Annotated in this window: 14 protein-coding genes and 1 riboswitch; of the genes, 7 read left to right on the forward strand and 7 right to left on the reverse strand. The window is 43.8% G+C overall.

The window, feature by feature from the left end; translation table 11 throughout:
• Positions 1–20: 20 nt before the first annotated feature.
• A complete protein-coding gene (locus ACQRD1_RS10155; protein WP_347376321.1) occupies positions 21–1,124 on the reverse strand; it encodes a DUF362 domain-containing protein in 1,104 nt (367 codons plus the stop codon).
• 228 nt (positions 1,125–1,352) lie between these two features.
• Here ACQRD1_RS10155 and ACQRD1_RS10160 point away from each other — a divergent pair, with 228 nt between their 5' ends.
• Complete coding sequence (locus ACQRD1_RS10160; RefSeq protein ID WP_235232703.1) at positions 1,353–2,012, forward strand: YoaK family protein; 660 nt, start codon at positions 1,353–1,355, stop codon at positions 2,010–2,012.
• A gap of 271 nt (positions 2,013–2,283) precedes the next feature.
• Here ACQRD1_RS10160 and ACQRD1_RS10165 read toward each other — a convergent pair whose 3' ends face one another.
• A complete protein-coding gene (locus ACQRD1_RS10165; protein WP_235232704.1) occupies positions 2,284–2,844 on the reverse strand; it encodes a chorismate mutase in 561 nt (186 codons plus the stop codon).
• Positions 2,845–2,919: 75 nt separating this feature from the next.
• A complete protein-coding gene (locus tag ACQRD1_RS10170; RefSeq protein WP_347376320.1) occupies positions 2,920–4,101 on the reverse strand; it encodes an MFS transporter in 1,182 nt (393 codons plus the stop codon).
• A gap of 155 nt (positions 4,102–4,256) precedes the next feature.
• On the opposite strand from ACQRD1_RS10170, the gene carB reads away from it, so the two are divergent.
• Positions 4,257–7,475, forward strand: coding sequence for a carbamoyl-phosphate synthase large subunit (gene carB, locus ACQRD1_RS10175; RefSeq protein ID WP_347376319.1), 3,219 nt, complete (start codon positions 4,257–4,259; stop codon positions 7,473–7,475).
• Between the two features lie 577 nt (positions 7,476–8,052).
• Here the strand turns inward: carB and ACQRD1_RS10180 are convergent.
• From ACQRD1_RS10180 to ACQRD1_RS10190, 3 genes are all read right to left on the reverse strand, one after another.
• Complete coding sequence (locus ACQRD1_RS10180; RefSeq protein WP_427787460.1) at positions 8,053–8,967, reverse strand: CorA family divalent cation transporter; 915 nt, start codon at positions 8,965–8,967, stop codon at positions 8,053–8,055.
• The gene (locus tag ACQRD1_RS10185) at positions 8,967–10,676 is read right to left on the reverse strand and encodes a Na/Pi cotransporter family protein (protein ID WP_427787461.1); all 1,710 of its coding nucleotides are present in this window, start codon (positions 10,674–10,676) and stop codon (positions 8,967–8,969) included. Before ACQRD1_RS10185 ends, ACQRD1_RS10180 begins: the two co-directional genes overlap by 1 nt.
• 67 nt (positions 10,677–10,743) lie before the next feature.
• The gene (locus ACQRD1_RS10190; RefSeq protein WP_427787462.1) at positions 10,744–11,631 is read right to left on the reverse strand and encodes a substrate-binding domain-containing protein; all 888 of its coding nucleotides are present in this window, start codon (positions 11,629–11,631) and stop codon (positions 10,744–10,746) included.
• Between the two features lie 141 nt (positions 11,632–11,772).
• A riboswitch (TPP riboswitch) is annotated at positions 11,773–11,879 on the forward strand.
• Positions 11,880–12,055: 176 nt separating this feature from the next.
• Between ACQRD1_RS10190 and thiS the strand changes: the two genes are divergently transcribed.
• The 5 genes from thiS to ACQRD1_RS10215 are packed head-to-tail and all read left to right on the forward strand — an operon-like array spanning position 12,056 to position 15,539.
• On the forward strand, positions 12,056–12,253 hold the full coding sequence (thiS, locus tag ACQRD1_RS10195; protein WP_235232710.1) for a sulfur carrier protein ThiS: 198 nt from the start codon (positions 12,056–12,058) through the stop codon (positions 12,251–12,253).
• 3 nt (positions 12,254–12,256) lie between these two features.
• The gene (gene thiF, locus ACQRD1_RS10200; protein ID WP_235232711.1) at positions 12,257–12,895 is read left to right on the forward strand and encodes a sulfur carrier protein ThiS adenylyltransferase ThiF; all 639 of its coding nucleotides are present in this window, start codon (positions 12,257–12,259) and stop codon (positions 12,893–12,895) included.
• Between the two features lie 54 nt (positions 12,896–12,949).
• On the forward strand, positions 12,950–13,726 hold the full coding sequence (locus ACQRD1_RS10205; protein WP_235232712.1) for a thiazole synthase: 777 nt from the start codon (positions 12,950–12,952) through the stop codon (positions 13,724–13,726).
• Positions 13,727–13,738: 12 nt separating this feature from the next.
• Positions 13,739–14,953 (forward strand): 2-iminoacetate synthase ThiH, encoded by a 1,215-nt coding sequence (gene thiH, locus ACQRD1_RS10210; RefSeq protein ID WP_347376627.1) that lies wholly within the window; start codon positions 13,739–13,741, stop codon positions 14,951–14,953.
• Positions 14,946–15,539, forward strand: a complete 594-nt coding sequence (locus ACQRD1_RS10215; protein ID WP_235232714.1) for a thiamine phosphate synthase — start codon at positions 14,946–14,948, stop codon at positions 15,537–15,539. The genes thiH and ACQRD1_RS10215 overlap by 8 nt, the downstream gene beginning before the upstream one ends.
• 11 nt (positions 15,540–15,550) lie before the next feature.
• Here the strand turns inward: ACQRD1_RS10215 and ACQRD1_RS10220 are convergent, their stop codons facing one another.
• Positions 15,551–16,522, reverse strand: a complete 972-nt coding sequence (locus ACQRD1_RS10220) for a hypothetical protein (protein WP_427787464.1) — start codon at positions 16,520–16,522, stop codon at positions 15,551–15,553.
• Positions 16,523–16,529 lie beyond the last annotated feature (7 nt).

Raw genomic sequence — 16,529 nt, forward strand, 5'->3', positions numbered from 1 at the left:
CCTAATTTATAAATGCATTCTTAGATCTCTATCAGTTCGTATTCCTGTGTTCCAAGTCCAATCTTCTCTGCATGTTCCAGACACACCTTCCAGTTTGTAGTCGGTGCAGAATCAATAAAATGATCATGATGCACATGCGGCATCTGATCCAGCTGACTTCCGGCAATCACCGGCATCCGATTCACTGCATCTGCACAGGCACGATCCAGCGCTACTGGGTCAAAGGATGCGAACATTCCTACATCCGGCACGATTGGAATATCATTTTCTGCATGACAGTCACAGTTCGGAGATACATCAATTACCAGACTCACATGAAAATGTGGACGATCCTTCACCACTGCCAGACTGTATTCGGCTATCTTCTTATTTAAAATATCATTGGATTCATCCCCTGCCGGACAGACTGCATCCTTTGGACAGACACCAATACATCTGCCACAGCCAACGCACTTATCATGATTAATAGATGCCTTGCCATCTGTAATAGAAGGTGCATCATGTGCACAGATACGGATACAATTACCGCAGCCCACACATTCTTCCTGTTCCACATATGGCTTTCCTGCACTGTGCATCTCCATCTTTCCAGCTCTGGATCCACAGCCCATGCCAATATTCTTAAGTGCTCCGCCAAAACCGGTAGCCTCATGTCCCTTGAAATGATTCAACGTAATGAATACATCTGCATCCATGACTGCACGTCCAATCTTCGCTTCTTTAACATATTCTCCGTCTACAGGTACCAGTACCTCATCTGTACCCTTCAGTCCATCAGCGATCAACACATGACAGCCTGTAGAAAATGGAGAAAATCCATTCTGATACGCAGAATCCAAGTGATCCAGTGCATTCTTTCTACCACCGACATATAAAGTATTACAATCTGTAAGGAATGGTTTTCCTCCCAGTTCCTTTACCATATCTACAATGACAGCTGCATAGTTTGGACGTAAAAATGCAAGATTCCCCGGTTCTCCAAAATGCATCTTAATTGCCGCATATTTATCTTTAAAATCAATCTCCTCAATACCTGCAGTACGAATCAGGCGTTTTAACTTCTGTGGCAGATTCTCATTGAACGATGCTTTCATATTGGTAAAATAAACTTTTGATTTTTCCATATCGCTTTCCTCCATAATATTCAGCTTGTCATTAATCATACCACAATTCCCTGTTTTCAGCTATAGTTTCAGGGAAATCCTTTGGCCCTTTAAAATTTTGCTAAAGAGAATTTGTAAAACTGACAATTATTATACAAAGTGCTAATTTACTTCTGGACTTGTTGACATGGAAAAAGAATCCTCCTATAATTGGTGCGAAATCAATGCAAGCCAGAAAGGAACTTTATTATGAAACGTGCACTTCAAGTCTCTGAATCTATAGAATTAGGAATCATATTAGCACTTTCCGGCGGTTTCATGGACGCCTACTCCTACCTGGAACGCGGCAGGGTATTTGCCAATGCCCAGACTGGAAATATGCTTCTTTTAGGTGTCTCTCTTTCTGAAGGCAATTTTCATCTGGTCGTACGGTATCTATTCCCTGTATTGGCTTTTGCCATTGGAATCGCCCTGGCCGATGTTGTTCGGATAAAAGGAATAATCCGATTACACTGGAGGCAGATTTCCGTACTGTTTGAAGCTCTGATCCTGGCAACAGTAAGTTTTATGCCTCATAACATGAACCTGTTGGCGAACAGTCTGACTTCTCTGGCATGCGGAATACAGGTGGAAAGTTTCCGCAAGATACATGGAAACGGTATAGCAACTACCATGTGTATCGGCAATCTGCGAAGTGCCACTCAGAACCTGTGCAGTTATTTCTACACAAAAGAGAAAGGGCATCTGGAAAAAGGCCTGCTTTATTATGGCATCATCTTTTGCTTTGTCATCGGTGCTGTAATAGGAAATGCTTTTATCAAGATTTTTCACGAAAAGGCAATTTTATGTTGTTCTGTGATGATGTTTCTGGCATTCATTCTTATGTTCATCGACAGAGAGCGAAGATAAGTTCTGAGAATAAAAAGGAAATAATAATTTAATTTCTTCTTAAGAAATTTTCGATTTCTTTAAGGGATTTAACATACTTTAGACACATTTATACTTTATACTTTAGTACAGATAGTTGAAGAACACATCAACTATCTCCCCCCTCACAAAGTAAAAGCACCTTGGATTGAATACCAGGTGCCGCACTTTACTCTCATTCCTTTTAGATAACTATAACAACAACGAAACCCGTTAGCCGATAAGGTTAACGGGTTTTCGCTGTTATTCTCTCTTATTTTAATCTTAGTATTCGGAAGTCTTCTGCCTCTTTTCCCATCTGGCAGATTAATCTTTTCATATTGCTTTCTCTGACATTGCCGCAAAGCGTCATCGTTACAGTCTGTTCATCATCTATCGTCTCAAAATTCATGTGACAGATGTCTATTTTATTCAGGTTTGCCATATTCAAGAACAGATTGACATTGCCCACGGTGCGCTTGCAGCGAAAAGCAACTTCCACCTGATGATGTTCCTCTCTTGCATCCAGACCTGCTGTTCTCAGAACTTCTTCCAGAACATGATCCTGCATCCCCATCAGAATCCCGTACTGATATCTTCTGCTGACACTCATAAGATGCTGCAAGAATGCTACATACTCTTCCCGAACTTCTGCATTCACATCGGCTGCGCGCTTATTGATAATCTCATCTTCTCTGGCCTTAGAAAACACATCGCCCCCAGTCTTAGCTTTTGCCTCTGCCACATGTCTGGAGCACTCCATACGCTTCAGAAACAGCGGTTTCATCTGTGAATCTATCGCATCAATTTCTTTTCGAACTTCCTCTAATGTCATAATATTTCTCCTTATTATCCTAACAACTTTATCCAACTTATGTCTATCTGACTACATCTTGCAAGATCATAATAACTATACTTTACGGCTCGTTGCAATATGGAGCTTTTCTGACATCACAATCATAAGAACCAATATCACAGCCAAAAAGTATGGGTATAAAGCAACATCAATGTACTGTGCAATTAAGCCGAAGATTGGCGGAACCAGGCAAGTACCCGTATACGCCGAAGCCATCTGCACGCCAATAATAGACTGGCTCAAATCCGCTCCAAAATTCTGCGGCGTTTCATGAATAATGGATGGATAGATTGGTGCACATCCACATCCTATGACCACCAACCCTGCCAGTAAAAGCTCTTGGCTCAGAGGTAGGATCACCAATAAAACTCCTAATACGATCAGAATCTGCCCCATTCGAATCATGTTCCGGTCATTCACCTTCAAAGTAATAAAACCACATATGAATCTTCCCACGGTAATTCCAATATAAAACAGGCTGGCATATCTTGCTGCCTGTTCTGCTGAAATTCCTCGGTTTAACGTGCAATAACTCGCAGCCCACATTCCTGTTGTAGTCTCTAATGCACAATAACAGAAAAAACATACCATAACTTCTTTCACTCCGCTTCTCTTAAGCAGTTGTGAAAATGTCAGATGTTGAAGAGACTGCCCTTCTGATTCTGTACTTTCTCCTGAATGTATTGTCGATTTCTTTTTCCATAATGGAAGACTGATTATCAATATAGCAGTCAGAATAATCTGCAGCAGCGAGATAATACGATATCCTCCATTCCAGCGAAGCCCTCCGGTAATGGTCCATCCCATAATGATTGGCCCTATACTGGCACCAACGCCCCACATACAGTGCAGCCAGCTCATATGTCTTGCAGGATAATGAAGTGCTACAAAGTTATTTAACGCAGCATCCACACTTCCTGCTCCCAGTCCGTAAGGAATCGCCCATAGACACAGCATCCAGAAAGCATGGCTTACTGAAAAGCCAAATAAAGCAACTGCTGTAATAAATACACTGATTGTCGTAACCTTTGCCGCCCCAAGTCTTCTGGTCAGGCGATCACTTGCAAGACTTGAAATAATCGTTCCTGCCGATATGATCATAGATACACTTCCTGCCCAGGATACCGATGCTCCCAATTCCTGGTACATTGTTGGCCATGCTGATCCCAGAAGCGCATCTGGTAATCCAAGACTGATAAAAGCCAGATATATTACAACTAATAATAATGATGTCATTTTCTAATCTCCTTTTTTTGTCTCTTAATAATATAGGACTTTTGTTATAAAAAAGCAAGAAATACATCTTTTCTATAAATTTTCATTTTCCTTTTTTCAATTCTCCTATATAATAGAAAAAGATAAAACAGTATGTCATATTGAGGAGGAAACAAATGTCAAAGAGAACAGATATTCACAAAGTACTTATTATCGGTTCCGGACCGATCATCATTGGACAGGCTTGCGAATTTGATTACTCAGGGACACAGGCTTGCAAAGCATTACGTAAACTGGGCTATGAGATCGTATTGGTGAATTCCAATCCTGCGACCATCATGACAGATCCTGAGATGGCAGATGTTACTTACATCGAGCCGTTGAATGTGGAACGTTTGGAACAGATTATCGCCAAAGAACGGCCAGATGCGCTGCTTCCTAATCTTGGAGGCCAATCTGGACTGAATCTGTGTGCCGAGCTTGCTAAAGAGGGAATTCTTGATAAATATAATGTAAAAGTTATTGGTGTTCAAGTAGATGCCATCGAACGAGGGGAAGACCGCATTGAATTCAAGAAATCTATGAATGCTCTTGGTATTGAGATGGCAAGAAGTGAAGTCGCTTACAGTGTTGAAGAGGCCCTTGATATTGCTGATGAACTTGGATATCCGGTCGTTCTTCGTCCGGCTTACACCATGGGTGGTGCAGGCGGTGGCCTTGTATATAATAAAGAAGAATTAAAAACAGTCTGTGCCAGAGGTCTTCAAGCCAGTCTGGTAGGGCAGGTTCTGGTGGAAGAATCCATCCTTGGCTGGGAAGAACTTGAACTGGAAGTGGTTCGCGATGCTGACAATAATATGATCACCGTATGCTTTATTGAAAATATTGACCCACTGGGTGTGCATACCGGAGATTCTTTCTGTTCTGCTCCAATGCTTACCATCTCAGAAGAATGTCAGAAAAAGCTGCAGGAACAGGCGTATAAGATCGTAGAGTCTGTACAGGTCATTGGCGGAACGAATGTACAATTTGCTCATGATCCAGTAACTGACCGAATCGTAGTTATCGAGATCAATCCAAGAACTTCTCGTTCTTCTGCATTGGCTTCCAAGGCAACTGGTTTCCCGATTGCTCTGGTATCCGCAATGCTGGCTTGTGGATTGACTCTGAAGGATATCCCTTGTGGAAAATACGGTACTCTGGACAAATACGTACCAGACGGTGACTATGTTGTTATTAAATTCGCCCGCTGGGCATTCGAAAAATTCAAAGGTGTAGAAGACAAGCTTGGTACTCAGATGCGTGCTGTCGGTGAAGTCATGAGTATTGGAAAGAACTACAAAGAAGCTTTCCAAAAGGCCATCCGCAGCCTGGAAACCGGACGTTATGGTCTTGGGCATGCCAAAGATTATGACCAGAAGAGTAAGGAAGAACTCTTACAGATGCTGATCACTCCTTCCAGTGACCGTCATTTCATTATGTACGAAGCACTGCGTAAAGGTGCCACTGTTGAAGAGATCTTCGATATTACGAAGGTAAAGACTTATTTCATTGAACAAATGAAAGAACTCGTTGAAGAAGAGGAAGCACTCGCTGCACACAAAGGAAGCCTGCCTTCTGATGAGATGCTCATTTCTGCTAAGAAAAATGGTTTCTCTGACAAATATTTAAGCCAGATTCTGGATATTCCGGAAGAAGACGTACGTAACCGACGCATTGAACTTGGCGTAGAAGAGGCATGGGAAGGTGTCCATGTCAGCGGAACTCCTGACAGTGCTTACTACTACTCTACTTACAATGCAGAAGATAAGAATCCTGTCAAGACAGACAAGCCAAAGATTATGATTCTTGGCGGCGGACCAAACCGTATCGGTCAGGGTATCGAATTCGACTACTGCTGCGTACATGCATCTCTGGCTCTTAAGAAATTAGGATTTGAGACGATTATTGTAAACTGTAACCCTGAGACAGTGTCTACAGATTACGATACTTCCGATAAACTGTATTTTGAACCATTAACCTTAGAAGATGTATTAAGCATCTACAAAAAAGAGCAGCCAGTCGGCGTCATCGCACAATTCGGCGGACAGACTCCTCTGAACCTTGCTTCAGAGCTTGAAAAAAACGGTGTAAAGATTCTTGGAACTTCTCCTTCTGTCATTGATCTTGCCGAAGACCGTGACCTGTTCCGTGAGATGATGGATAAACTGGAGATTCCGATGCCTGAATCTGGCATGGCAACAACCGTAGACGAAGCACTCGCGATTGCAGAAGAGATCGGATACCCTGTCATGGTTCGTCCTTCTTACGTTCTCGGCGGACGTGGAATGGAAGTCGTATATGACGCTGAAAGCATGGAAGGCTACATGAAAGCTGCCGTCGGCGTAACCCCTGACCGTCCGATCCTGATCGACCGTTTCCTGAACCACGCACTGGAATGCGAAGCAGATGCTATCAGTGACGGTAACCACGCCTTCGTTCCTGCTGTCATGGAACACATTGAACTTGCCGGCGTACATTCCGGTGATTCCGCATGTATCATTCCATCTGTACACATCTCCGAAGAAAATGTACAGACTATTAAAGAGTATACCAGAAAGATTGCAGAAGAAATGCATGTCAAAGGTCTGATGAACATGCAGTATGCAATTGAAAAAGGAAAAGTATACGTCCTGGAAGCAAACCCACGTGCATCCCGTACTGTACCACTGGTATCTAAAGTATGCAATATCCGCATGGTGCCGCTTGCCACCGACATTATTACATCTGAACTTACCGGACGTCCATCACCTGTGGCAAATTTAAAAGAACAAAACATTCCATACTATGGAGTGAAAGAGGCGGTCTTCCCATTCAATATGTTCCAGGAAGTAGATCCTGTATTAGGACCAGAGATGAGATCTACCGGCGAAGTATTAGGACTGTCTTCTTACTATGGGGAAGCATTCTACAAGGCTCAGGAAGCTGCACAATCCAAGCTTCCACTGGAAGGCACTGTTCTGATCTCTGTAAACCGCAAGGACAAAGCAGAAGTTGTTGAGATTGCTCAGAGCTTCGCAGATGACGGTTTCAAGATCATTGCCACCGGCAATACCTATGAACTGATTCGTGCTGCCGGAATCGAGGCAGAAAAAGTAAAGAAATTATACGAAGGCCGTCCGAATATTCTGGATATGATCACCAACGGAAAGATTGACCTGATCGTAAACTCTCCGGTCGGCAAGGACAGTATCCATGATGACAGCTACCTGAGAAAAGCTGCAATCAAGGCAAAGATTCCTTATATGACTACAATTGCCGCCGCAAGAGCCACCGCAAAAGGTATCCGCTATGTAAAAGAACATGGCAACGGAGAGGTGCAATCCCTGCAGAAGCTGCACAGTGAGATCCACTAGGGGAATCTTGGATGAGATTGTTTTTTGATTGAGAGTGTACGGCGCGAGGGGTGGATGGAGGGTTTGTAATCCGATGCCCTTCGCTAAGAATCCTTAACAGAAAAAAGAGTGATAATTTTGCAACCAGGCTGATTCACCCCGAAATCTTGATGATTTCGAGGCTCAGCAGCCTTTTCAGATTTGGTTTGAAACCAAATCTTCATGCAAAATTATCACTCTTTTTTCTGTAACGGCTTCTATCGCTTGTCCAGACGGATTACAAACCCTCCATCCACCCCTCGCGCCTGACATTCTCAATCGCAGGAACATCTCATCCGGGGAGGGATTCCGCCCCTTACGCTTCTTGGGAATCCCTGCCGGTAGTTGGCGGAGAATTCGAGGAGATGGGCAGATTGAGAAGGCTAAGCGGAGCGTAATGAAAATCCTTGCCCGCGATGTTGGCTCTCCAGAGAAGAGCGCCTTTGCGCGAATCTTTGGAGAGTTTACATCCCGGTGCAAGAGTTGAATGAGAGCGAAGCATCGAAGCAATCTGCCCATCCCCTCGAATTCGGCCCCCAACCACCAAGATTTCCCCTCTTCACAGCATCTTCTTTCTCTTGAAGAACAGGATGCAGAATACGACTACGATGAGACTAAGCACACAGACGCCGGGATATCCATGTTCCAGGCCTGGCATGTCTTTGAAGTTCATTCCAAACCATCCAGTGATCAGTGTCAGTGGGAAGAAGATGGTCGATACCACGGTTAAAAACTGCATATTTTTATTCTGTTCGGCATCTACCTGAGACTGATAGGCATCTCTTACCTGTTGTGCATATTCCAGAAGATGCGCCGTTCTTCCCATCAGTCGGTCTGCACGGTCGGCGATGGTTCCAAAGTAGCGCAGCTGCTTCTTGGCAAAGAATCCATTTTCATTCTCTTCCAATTCCTTTCCCATATCCATCAATTCATCATAATATACCCGCAAAGTCAGGAGTTCCTTGCGAATTGGTATGATCTCATTCTGGAACCCTTCGGTCTTTCCTTCCAGGACTTTTTCTTCCATTGTCATAATCAGACGCTCATAGCGTCCCAGAAGTTCCAGGTCTCTGCTCATGAACTGCGTGATGAAATTATAGATAAATCGTTCTTTGGTATTCCCTTGCTTAGACTTGCTTCTTCGAATCCTCACGATCAGCCGTCTGGCAAAGTCATCATCATCGATGATCACAATATGGCGTTGATTAATGAAGAAGAGGATTCGATATCTGCTGCCCAGAACATCCAGTAATTTGGGTATACAAAGAGACCCTGCCAGACATTCCTGTTGGGTCTCGATCTTACAAAAACATACTTCTGACAGACTGATATCACCTTCGTATATCATCCCGGCAAGCGACATGGCTTCTTTCGCATGCCGGGAATCTGTGATAAATACTGCCTGTTTGTTTTCCTGTATTAATTGGTTTTCATCGATACTTTCTAAAGTCTCTCCCAGAGCCAATATCATCATCAGGCCTTCATTTCCTCTCCATTTGCTGTTACATTAATGAAATAATTCAGATCTACCTGTCCCAGGGCTGCATCTGCAATATTCATACAACTATTACTCATACGATCAATGCTGTGCAGAATCTGGTTAAATGGCGCCGTAAGGTTGGCCGCACATTTGCCCTTTCCAACTCTGGTCATATGGCCTTTTCTCATATTGATATCAAGTTCAATCACTTTTTCTTTCTTCTTAAGAATCTTCTTGGCATTCTCCAGATCGCCTGTGGTCATCGCCTGCATTGCCTCTGAATACATACTTTCTATCATATTCAGAATCTTCTCCAGATCTTTCATGGCATCTTTAGAATATTTGTATTTCTTTTCTATCTTATCTCTAATGCCTTCTGCTACATCCTCACACAAGGATCCCATACGGTCAATATCGCTTAAGACATACATAATTCCTGCCGTCTGGGTTGCCTGTTCTTCTGTCAGTACACCGGCAGAGAACAAATCTGCCAGGTATTCTGTAATTCTTCCATTCAGATTGCTTGCAATCGCTGCTTTTTCAAATACATCTTCCAAAAGCGGCATTTCCTCTTTCTTTACTGCTTTCGATGTATCCTGAAGCATCGTTCTGACCACTTCGCCGCAGTGAACCACTTCTTTTGCAACAAGCTGTAATGCTGCTGTCGGCTGGCTGACCAGTCTCTCATCCAGATACAACGGTTCTGCCGGATCATAAAGCTCTTTCTTTCCATCCGGTACAATGCGCATTACAATCTTGACCATCAGCCAGATCAGCGGAATCCAGATCAATGTCATTACACAGTTAAACGTCGTATGTGCATTGGCAATCTGCCGGGAGATTACTTCCACTTCTGGTCCTTTTGGAGATATCATCTGCACAAATTTGGCAAATGGATTGATAAACCAGATGAACAGAAGACATCCTGATATATTGAAGATACAATGTGCAACCGCTGTTCTCTTGGCATCTTTTGGCTGGCCTACACTGGCAAGTAATGCCGTAATTGTTGTACCAATATTATCGCCAAGAAGAATCGGAATGGCACCGGTAAGGCCAAGGATACTGGTCACTCCATCTGGTCCTGCCTGTGAAGCGAAGTTCTGAAGTACCGCAATCGTGGCACTGCTACTCTGCACGACTAATGTCATCAGAGTACCCACTGCAACGCCAAGAATCGGGATATCTGCAACCTTTCCGATCATATCGGTAAATACCGGACTGGATGCAAGTGGTTTCATGACATCTCCCATGGTCTCAATTCCGAGGAATAACAGACCAAATGCAAAAAGAGTCTGGCCAATGCTTTTTGCTTTTTCTGATTTTGCAATAAAGGAAATAATAAATCCGAGAAAGATAATTACATATATGTAATCGCTGATCTTAAATGCAATGATCTGCGCTGTCATTGTGGTTCCGATATTGGCACCAAGAATAATTGAGATTGCCTGCGGCAGATTCATAAGCCCTGCGCTGACGAATCCAATTGCCATGACTGTTGTCGCACTACTGCTCTGAAGTACCGCTGTTGTCAATGCTCCGGCTAACACTCCAAGCACCGGGTTCTTCGTAAGCATTGCAAGAATGCTTTTCATCTTCTCTCCTGCCGCTTTCTGGAGGCATTCGCTCATCATATTCATCCCATAAATAAATATTGCCAGTCCGCCTAACAGGCCAAAGACTATCTGTACTTTACTATCCATCTTAATCTCCTTCTATCTTATGAACTTGTATTTGAATCTATAGGAACGTTTTCTGATTATTCATACTCTATCCAGCTTCATTTAACTCTTTCCACTCATTGATATCACCGGTATAGATTTTCTTTAATGTGTCCAATGATATATCTTCCAGTGGATTTTGTTCATTTACAATGACTGCAATATTGTCATTGGCAATGATTTCATAATCAAGTAATTCTGCCTCATAATCTTTTAAGTCTCTGGAGGCCATTCCAAAATCACACTTTCCGGACATCGCCTGATTCAATCCTTCTGTAGAATCAGACTGTTCAATCTCAATCTTTGCATTCGGATTAATCAACATATAGGCTTCTGCCAGTTCTTCCATAAGTGGTGCAACAGAAGTAGATCCATTTATGGTAATCGTTCCGCCGGCCTTATTCGACAGAAACGTACTGCTCTTCGCTACCGTTTCATAATTCTCCCCTACAATCTCCTGCCCTGCACCGTGGATATAAGTCAGGAAATCCTCTTCTACCTCGTTTAGCTCTCCTACATATGTCAGATAAAAGGAACGGCTCAGAGGATACTTTTTATCTCCGGCATCTGCCGCAATTCCTTCCACTTTCAATTGCTTCATCCCTTCTGCTTCCTGTATCGAGCCCTCTGATACATAGCCAATTGCCGCATCATCATCGCTTACCATATCTATCACTTCTTCTGCATTACCGGCAATCTGTGCATCCGTCCGCGTCTGATCCGCCTGATCTTCTGATTCTGCCTGAAAATCTGCAAGCCGCGCAAATGTACTCCTTGTACCGGAACCTTCTTCTCTGGAGATCACCTGTATCTCTCCCAGTTCATCCAGCCCCTCTACTTTTACAGTATCCTGAGACTCACTGCTGTCCTGACAGGCAGTGCTGCCGATCACAATACTTGCTGCAAGTAAAACTAATAAGAATTTTTTTACTCTCATGCATGTTTCCTCCTATTTTACGTTATTCAGCGTACTCTTCTTTTGTAAAAACAGAATCGGGGAATTGTTAAATCTATGTAAAATCATTATTTTTACAAAATTGGTTGACTTTTTTTTCATATTTTCCTATACTAATTCCTGTAAACAGAAACGGGGAGCTTATGTACTAGGCTGAGAGGAAGTTGAGAACTTCGACCCATATACCTGATTTGGATAATGCCAACGTAGGAACGTATCGAATAAAAATGCGGGAGATGCTTTGGTATCTCTCTTTTTTTATACAGAAGGCCTTATCTTAAAAACAGAATACGGTAAAGTTGAGAGTGAGCGAGAGTTCATGAAGGGGTGCACCACCACGGGTGTATTACTTTGTGAACTCTTTTTTATATCTGATCACTTATGACTGCCGGGAAAGGAGACACACATGATCACAGTAAATGGACAGGCTGTTTCACTGGAAAAGCCTATCACCGTTGCCGAATATCTGGCTCAGAACCAGTATCGGATCGAACGGATTGCCGTAGAGATGAACGGCGAGATTCTTCCTAAGAAGAATTATGCTGCCGTTACACTGAAAGATGGAGACAAACTGGAAGTGGTAAGTTTTGTAGGAGGGGGCTAGAATATGAAACAACTTACAAAAGAACAGATCTATGAAGCACTCAATGAGCGTCATTCCCCACAGGTTCAGGAATTACTGTCTCAGGGAAGAGTTGCCATTGCAGGTCTTGGCGGACTTGGATCTAATGTTGCATTTGCACTGTCCCGTATCGGCGTCGGACACTTGCATCTGATTGATTTTGATGTCGTAGACATTACGAATCTGAATCGTCAACAATACTTTACAGAGCATATCGGTATGTATAAGACCGATGCTCTGAAACCACAGCTTCTGCGGATCAATCCCTACCTGGATATCCGCACAGACTGTGTAAAAGTCACAGAAGAGAATCTGCCGGAATTATTTCAGAATGATTCTATTATCTGCGAAGCCTTCGACCGTCCGGAGGCCAAGGCTTTGCTGGTCAATGGAATCCTGGAACATTTTCCTGAAAAGAAGCTGGTATCCGGTTCCGGTATGGCAGGATATGGAAGCAGTAATTCCATCCGCACCCGGAGGGTCACTTCCAACTTCTATCTCTGTGGGGATGAGACCACCGAACCTTCTGCCGGAAATGGACTCATGGCTCCGCGGGTTGCTATCTGTGCCGCCCACGAAGCAAATATGATTACACGACTCCTTCTGGGCGAAACCAGCGTATAATCTTCAAAAAAAGCATCGAAAACTATGAATAATCAAAGAAAGAAGGAAACATCTATGAATCAGAATGACGATAAATTTATCCTAGGCGGACATGAATTTACTTCCCGCTTTATCCTGGGTTCCGGGAAATTCTCCTTAGAACTTGTGAAAGCCTGCATCGAGAAGGCAGAAGCACAGATTATCACACTGGCACTTCGCCGTGCAAACGAAGGTGGACTTGCCAACATCCTGGATTATATCCCGGATAATGTAACGCTCCTGCCCAACACTTCCGGAGCCAGAAATGCAGAAGAAGCAGTCCGTATTGCCCGTCTTTCCCGTGAAGTCGGCTGCGGAGACTTTGTGAAGATCGAAGTTATCCACGACTCCAAATATCTGCTGCCGGATAACTATGAGACCATCAAAGCTACGGAAATCCTGGCAAAAGAGGGATTCGTAGTAATGCCATACATGTATCCGGATCTGAATGCTGCCAGAGACCTTGCAAACGCCGGCGCTGCCTGCATTATGCCGCTTGGCTCTCCAATCGGCTCCAACAAGGGGCTCTGCACCAAAGATTTCATCCAGATTCTAATTGACGAGATCGATCTTCCAATTATTGTAGATGCCGGTATCGGTCGCCCTTCTCAGGCCTGTGAAGCTATGGAGATGGGTGCCTCTGCAGTCATGGCTAATACTGCCATTGCCACTGCCGGTGACATTCCGGTAATGGCAGAAGCATTTAAAAAGGCAATCGAGGCCGGAAGAAGTGCATATCTGTCTGGTCTTGGACGGACGATTGAAAAAGGCGCCAGTGCTTCTTCCCCGCTGACCGGATTCTTACAGGATTAAGGAGGTGTACAGATGAAGGATGAACACGTAAATGAAAGTATCTTAAGTGAAGAGATACTGGAAGACCAGAAGAAAAACCGGATCGATCATATGACCTATCTTCCTGATATGGAAGTATTAGAATCAGATGTTATGGACCGAGTCATCTCTGAGATGAATCAATATGATTATGACCAATATACAGAAGCCGACGTAAGACAGGCTCTTGCCAGAGATAATCGGACACCGGAAGATTTTAAAGCTCTTCTTTCTCCTGCTGCACTTCCACTTCTGGAAGAGATCGCACAGGCTGCACGGAAGGAGACAAGAAAGCATTTTGGCAACAGTGTCAATATGTTTACGCCCCTTTATATTGCCAACTATTGTGAAAACTACTGCATCTACTGTGGATTTAACTGTCACAATAAGATCAACCGCGCCAAATTAAATGACCGAGAGATTGAACTGGAGATGGCTGCCATTGCCAGGACAGGTCTTCAGGAAATCTTGATTTTGACCGGTGAAAGTCGTAAAATGTCTGATGTAAAATACATTGGAGAAGCCTGCAAAATCGCAAGAAAATACTTCAAGGTCATCGGCCTCGAAGTGTATCCGATGAACTCCGATGAATATGCATACCTTCACGAATGCGGTGCCGATTATGTGACCGTATTCCAGGAAACCTATAATTCAGACAAGTACGAGACGCTTCATCTTGCCGGACATAAGCGGATCTTCCCTTATCGTCTGAATGCACAGGAACGTGCCTTAAAGGGTGGCATGCGAGGAGTCGGATTCGCTGCTCTTCTTGGTCTGGATGACTTCCGCAAGGATGCATTTGCCACCGGATATCATGCCTATCTTCTGCAGCGCAAATACCCTCATGCAGAGATTGCATTCTCCTGTCCAAGGCTTCGTCCGATCATTAATAATGACCGCATCAATCCAAAAGATGTTCACGAACCTCAGCTTCTTCAGGTGGTATGTGCTTACCGGCTCTTCATGCCATTTGCAAGCATCACTGTATCCACCCGTGAATGTGCCCGTGTCCGTGACAATCTGGTAAATATTGCGGCCACCAAGATATCTGCCGGTGTCAGCACCGGAATCGGCAGCCATGTCGATGAGATTGAAGAAAAAGGAGACGACCAGTTCGAGATCTCTGACGGAAGATCCGTTGATGAAGTATACAACGCCCTTCTGGAGCATGATCTCCAGCCAGTCATGAATGATTATGTATATGTATAAAGGAGAAAATATATATCAGAATATCATCGCAGTCAGCAACCGCACGATCTGCTCCCGGCCATTGCCGGAACAGATTGCGCGGATCTGCCGCTTACATCCGAAAGCAGTAATCTTAAGGGAAAAGGATCTTCCGGAAGAAGAATACCGTGTACTGGCGCGTGAGATAATGGATATCTGTAACGCCAACCATGTTCCCTGCATTCTCCATAGCTTTCTGGAAATTGCACATGAACTGCACTGCACATCCATCCATCTGCCGCTTCATCTGCTTCAGGATTACCGACAGGAGCATCCTGCCATTCTTAAGCACTTTTCTGTCATCGGCACCTCCGTCCATTCCGTCGAAGATGCTAAGAAAGCCCAGGTACTTGGCGCTGCTTATCTGACAGCCGGTCATATCTATGCCACAGACTGTAAAAAAAATCTGCCCCCGCGAGGAACAGATTTTTTAAGACAGGTATGCCAGAGTGTGGACATACCTGTCTATGCTATTGGCGGAATACATCCAGATGCGCAGCAGTTATCCGAAGTACTATCCTGCGGCGCCAGAGGTGGATGCATTATGTCCGGAATGATGAAGCTGTAATTCTTCTCTCACTATTCCATTGTGTAGGAAGCCGTACCTATGGATGTATATGTATCTGCATCCATGACCTCAATGGAGAATTCCAGGCTCTCGATATCATCCATCGTTTCAGCATCTACTTCATCAAAACTAGATAACTCTCCGATAACTTTCACCCCTGCCTCCATGATGTACGGAACATTCAGAAATGCATCCATCATGAAATCATTCACCGAAAGATCCTCATCCGATACGAAGACTGCTTTATCGGAACTATTTTCAACAAATACATCGATCGTCAGCTCTTTGTCCTCATCAAGTTCTTTTCCAAGAACAACGATTCGGATACCATCCTGATTAAATATCTCATCTCCTTCTATCTCTGGGAGCTTGAGTTCCCCATCATATGCATCCGTCTGAACCGTTACTACTTCTCCCCATGGCAGATCTTCTGCACCGAGCGTTTCCTCATCCTCTGGATCGGTAAATTTCATAGCTGACATGGAAATATCTATCTGCTGTACATCCCCCAGATACTTTTCCAATGAATCGTTCAAATATACGCTCAATTCAACGGTTTCCGTCTTTCCTGTATCTATAGTGTGAAAATAATTTTCTACAAATTTGTCAAAGTCATCTCCCGTCTCTTTCTGCATTTCCAGTATCGATGAAATATTCTCACTTCCCATAAACTCGCTATATTCATCAATCATATATCCGTTGATATTCAAGCTGGTTTTATCTACCGCAATCATTGAATCCGTATTATTTTCCACTTCAATAAGTATTGCGTGTGAACTTGTGTCTGTAATCTGATATCCGGTAACCGTCATCTTGACATCTTCCTGGTCATAGACAACCTGATCACATTCATACTTTGTACCGCTGTTCTTCTTTTCTTTACTCCCTGATGACTTTGTTCCTGAAGAACTATTTCCACCACATCCGGCCAGCCCCAGTACAAGGGCCAGGACCATGAGCATTGCTGTCCATCTTCTTTTCATACGAGAT

Source organism: Bariatricus sp. SGI.019 (assembly GCF_050315235.1).
Taxonomy (GTDB): Bacteria; Bacillota; Clostridia; order Lachnospirales; family Lachnospiraceae; genus JAFBIX01.

Bases quoted from the DNA above. Each gene is read 5' to 3' on its own strand.
- ACQRD1_RS10155 (WP_347376321.1), bottom strand. From the start codon at position 1,124: ATGGAAAAATCAAAAGTTTATTTTACCAATATGAAAGCATCGTTCAAT.
- ACQRD1_RS10160 (WP_235232703.1), top strand. From the start codon at position 1,353: ATGAAACGTGCACTTCAAGTCTCTGAATCTATAGAATTAGGAATCATA.
- ACQRD1_RS10165 (WP_235232704.1), bottom strand. From the start codon at position 2,844: ATGACATTAGAGGAAGTTCGAAAAGAAATTGATGCGATAGATTCACAG.
- ACQRD1_RS10170 (WP_347376320.1), bottom strand. From the start codon at position 4,101: ATGACATCATTATTATTAGTTGTAATATATCTGGCTTTTATCAGTCTT.
- carB (WP_347376319.1), top strand. From the start codon at position 4,257: ATGTCAAAGAGAACAGATATTCACAAAGTACTTATTATCGGTTCCGGA.
- ACQRD1_RS10180 (WP_427787460.1), bottom strand. From the start codon at position 8,967: ATGATGATATTGGCTCTGGGAGAGACTTTAGAAAGTATCGATGAAAAC.
- ACQRD1_RS10185 (WP_427787461.1), bottom strand. From the start codon at position 10,676: ATGGATAGTAAAGTACAGATAGTCTTTGGCCTGTTAGGCGGACTGGCA.
- ACQRD1_RS10190 (WP_427787462.1), bottom strand. From the start codon at position 11,631: ATGAGAGTAAAAAAATTCTTATTAGTTTTACTTGCAGCAAGTATTGTG.
- thiS (WP_235232710.1), top strand. From the start codon at position 12,056: ATGATCACAGTAAATGGACAGGCTGTTTCACTGGAAAAGCCTATCACC.
- thiF (WP_235232711.1), top strand. From the start codon at position 12,257: ATGAAACAACTTACAAAAGAACAGATCTATGAAGCACTCAATGAGCGT.
- ACQRD1_RS10205 (WP_235232712.1), top strand. From the start codon at position 12,950: ATGAATCAGAATGACGATAAATTTATCCTAGGCGGACATGAATTTACT.
- thiH (WP_347376627.1), top strand. From the start codon at position 13,739: ATGAAGGATGAACACGTAAATGAAAGTATCTTAAGTGAAGAGATACTG.
- ACQRD1_RS10215 (WP_235232714.1), top strand. From the start codon at position 14,946: ATGTATAAAGGAGAAAATATATATCAGAATATCATCGCAGTCAGCAAC.
- ACQRD1_RS10220 (WP_427787464.1), bottom strand. From the start codon at position 16,522: ATGAAAAGAAGATGGACAGCAATGCTCATGGTCCTGGCCCTTGTACTG.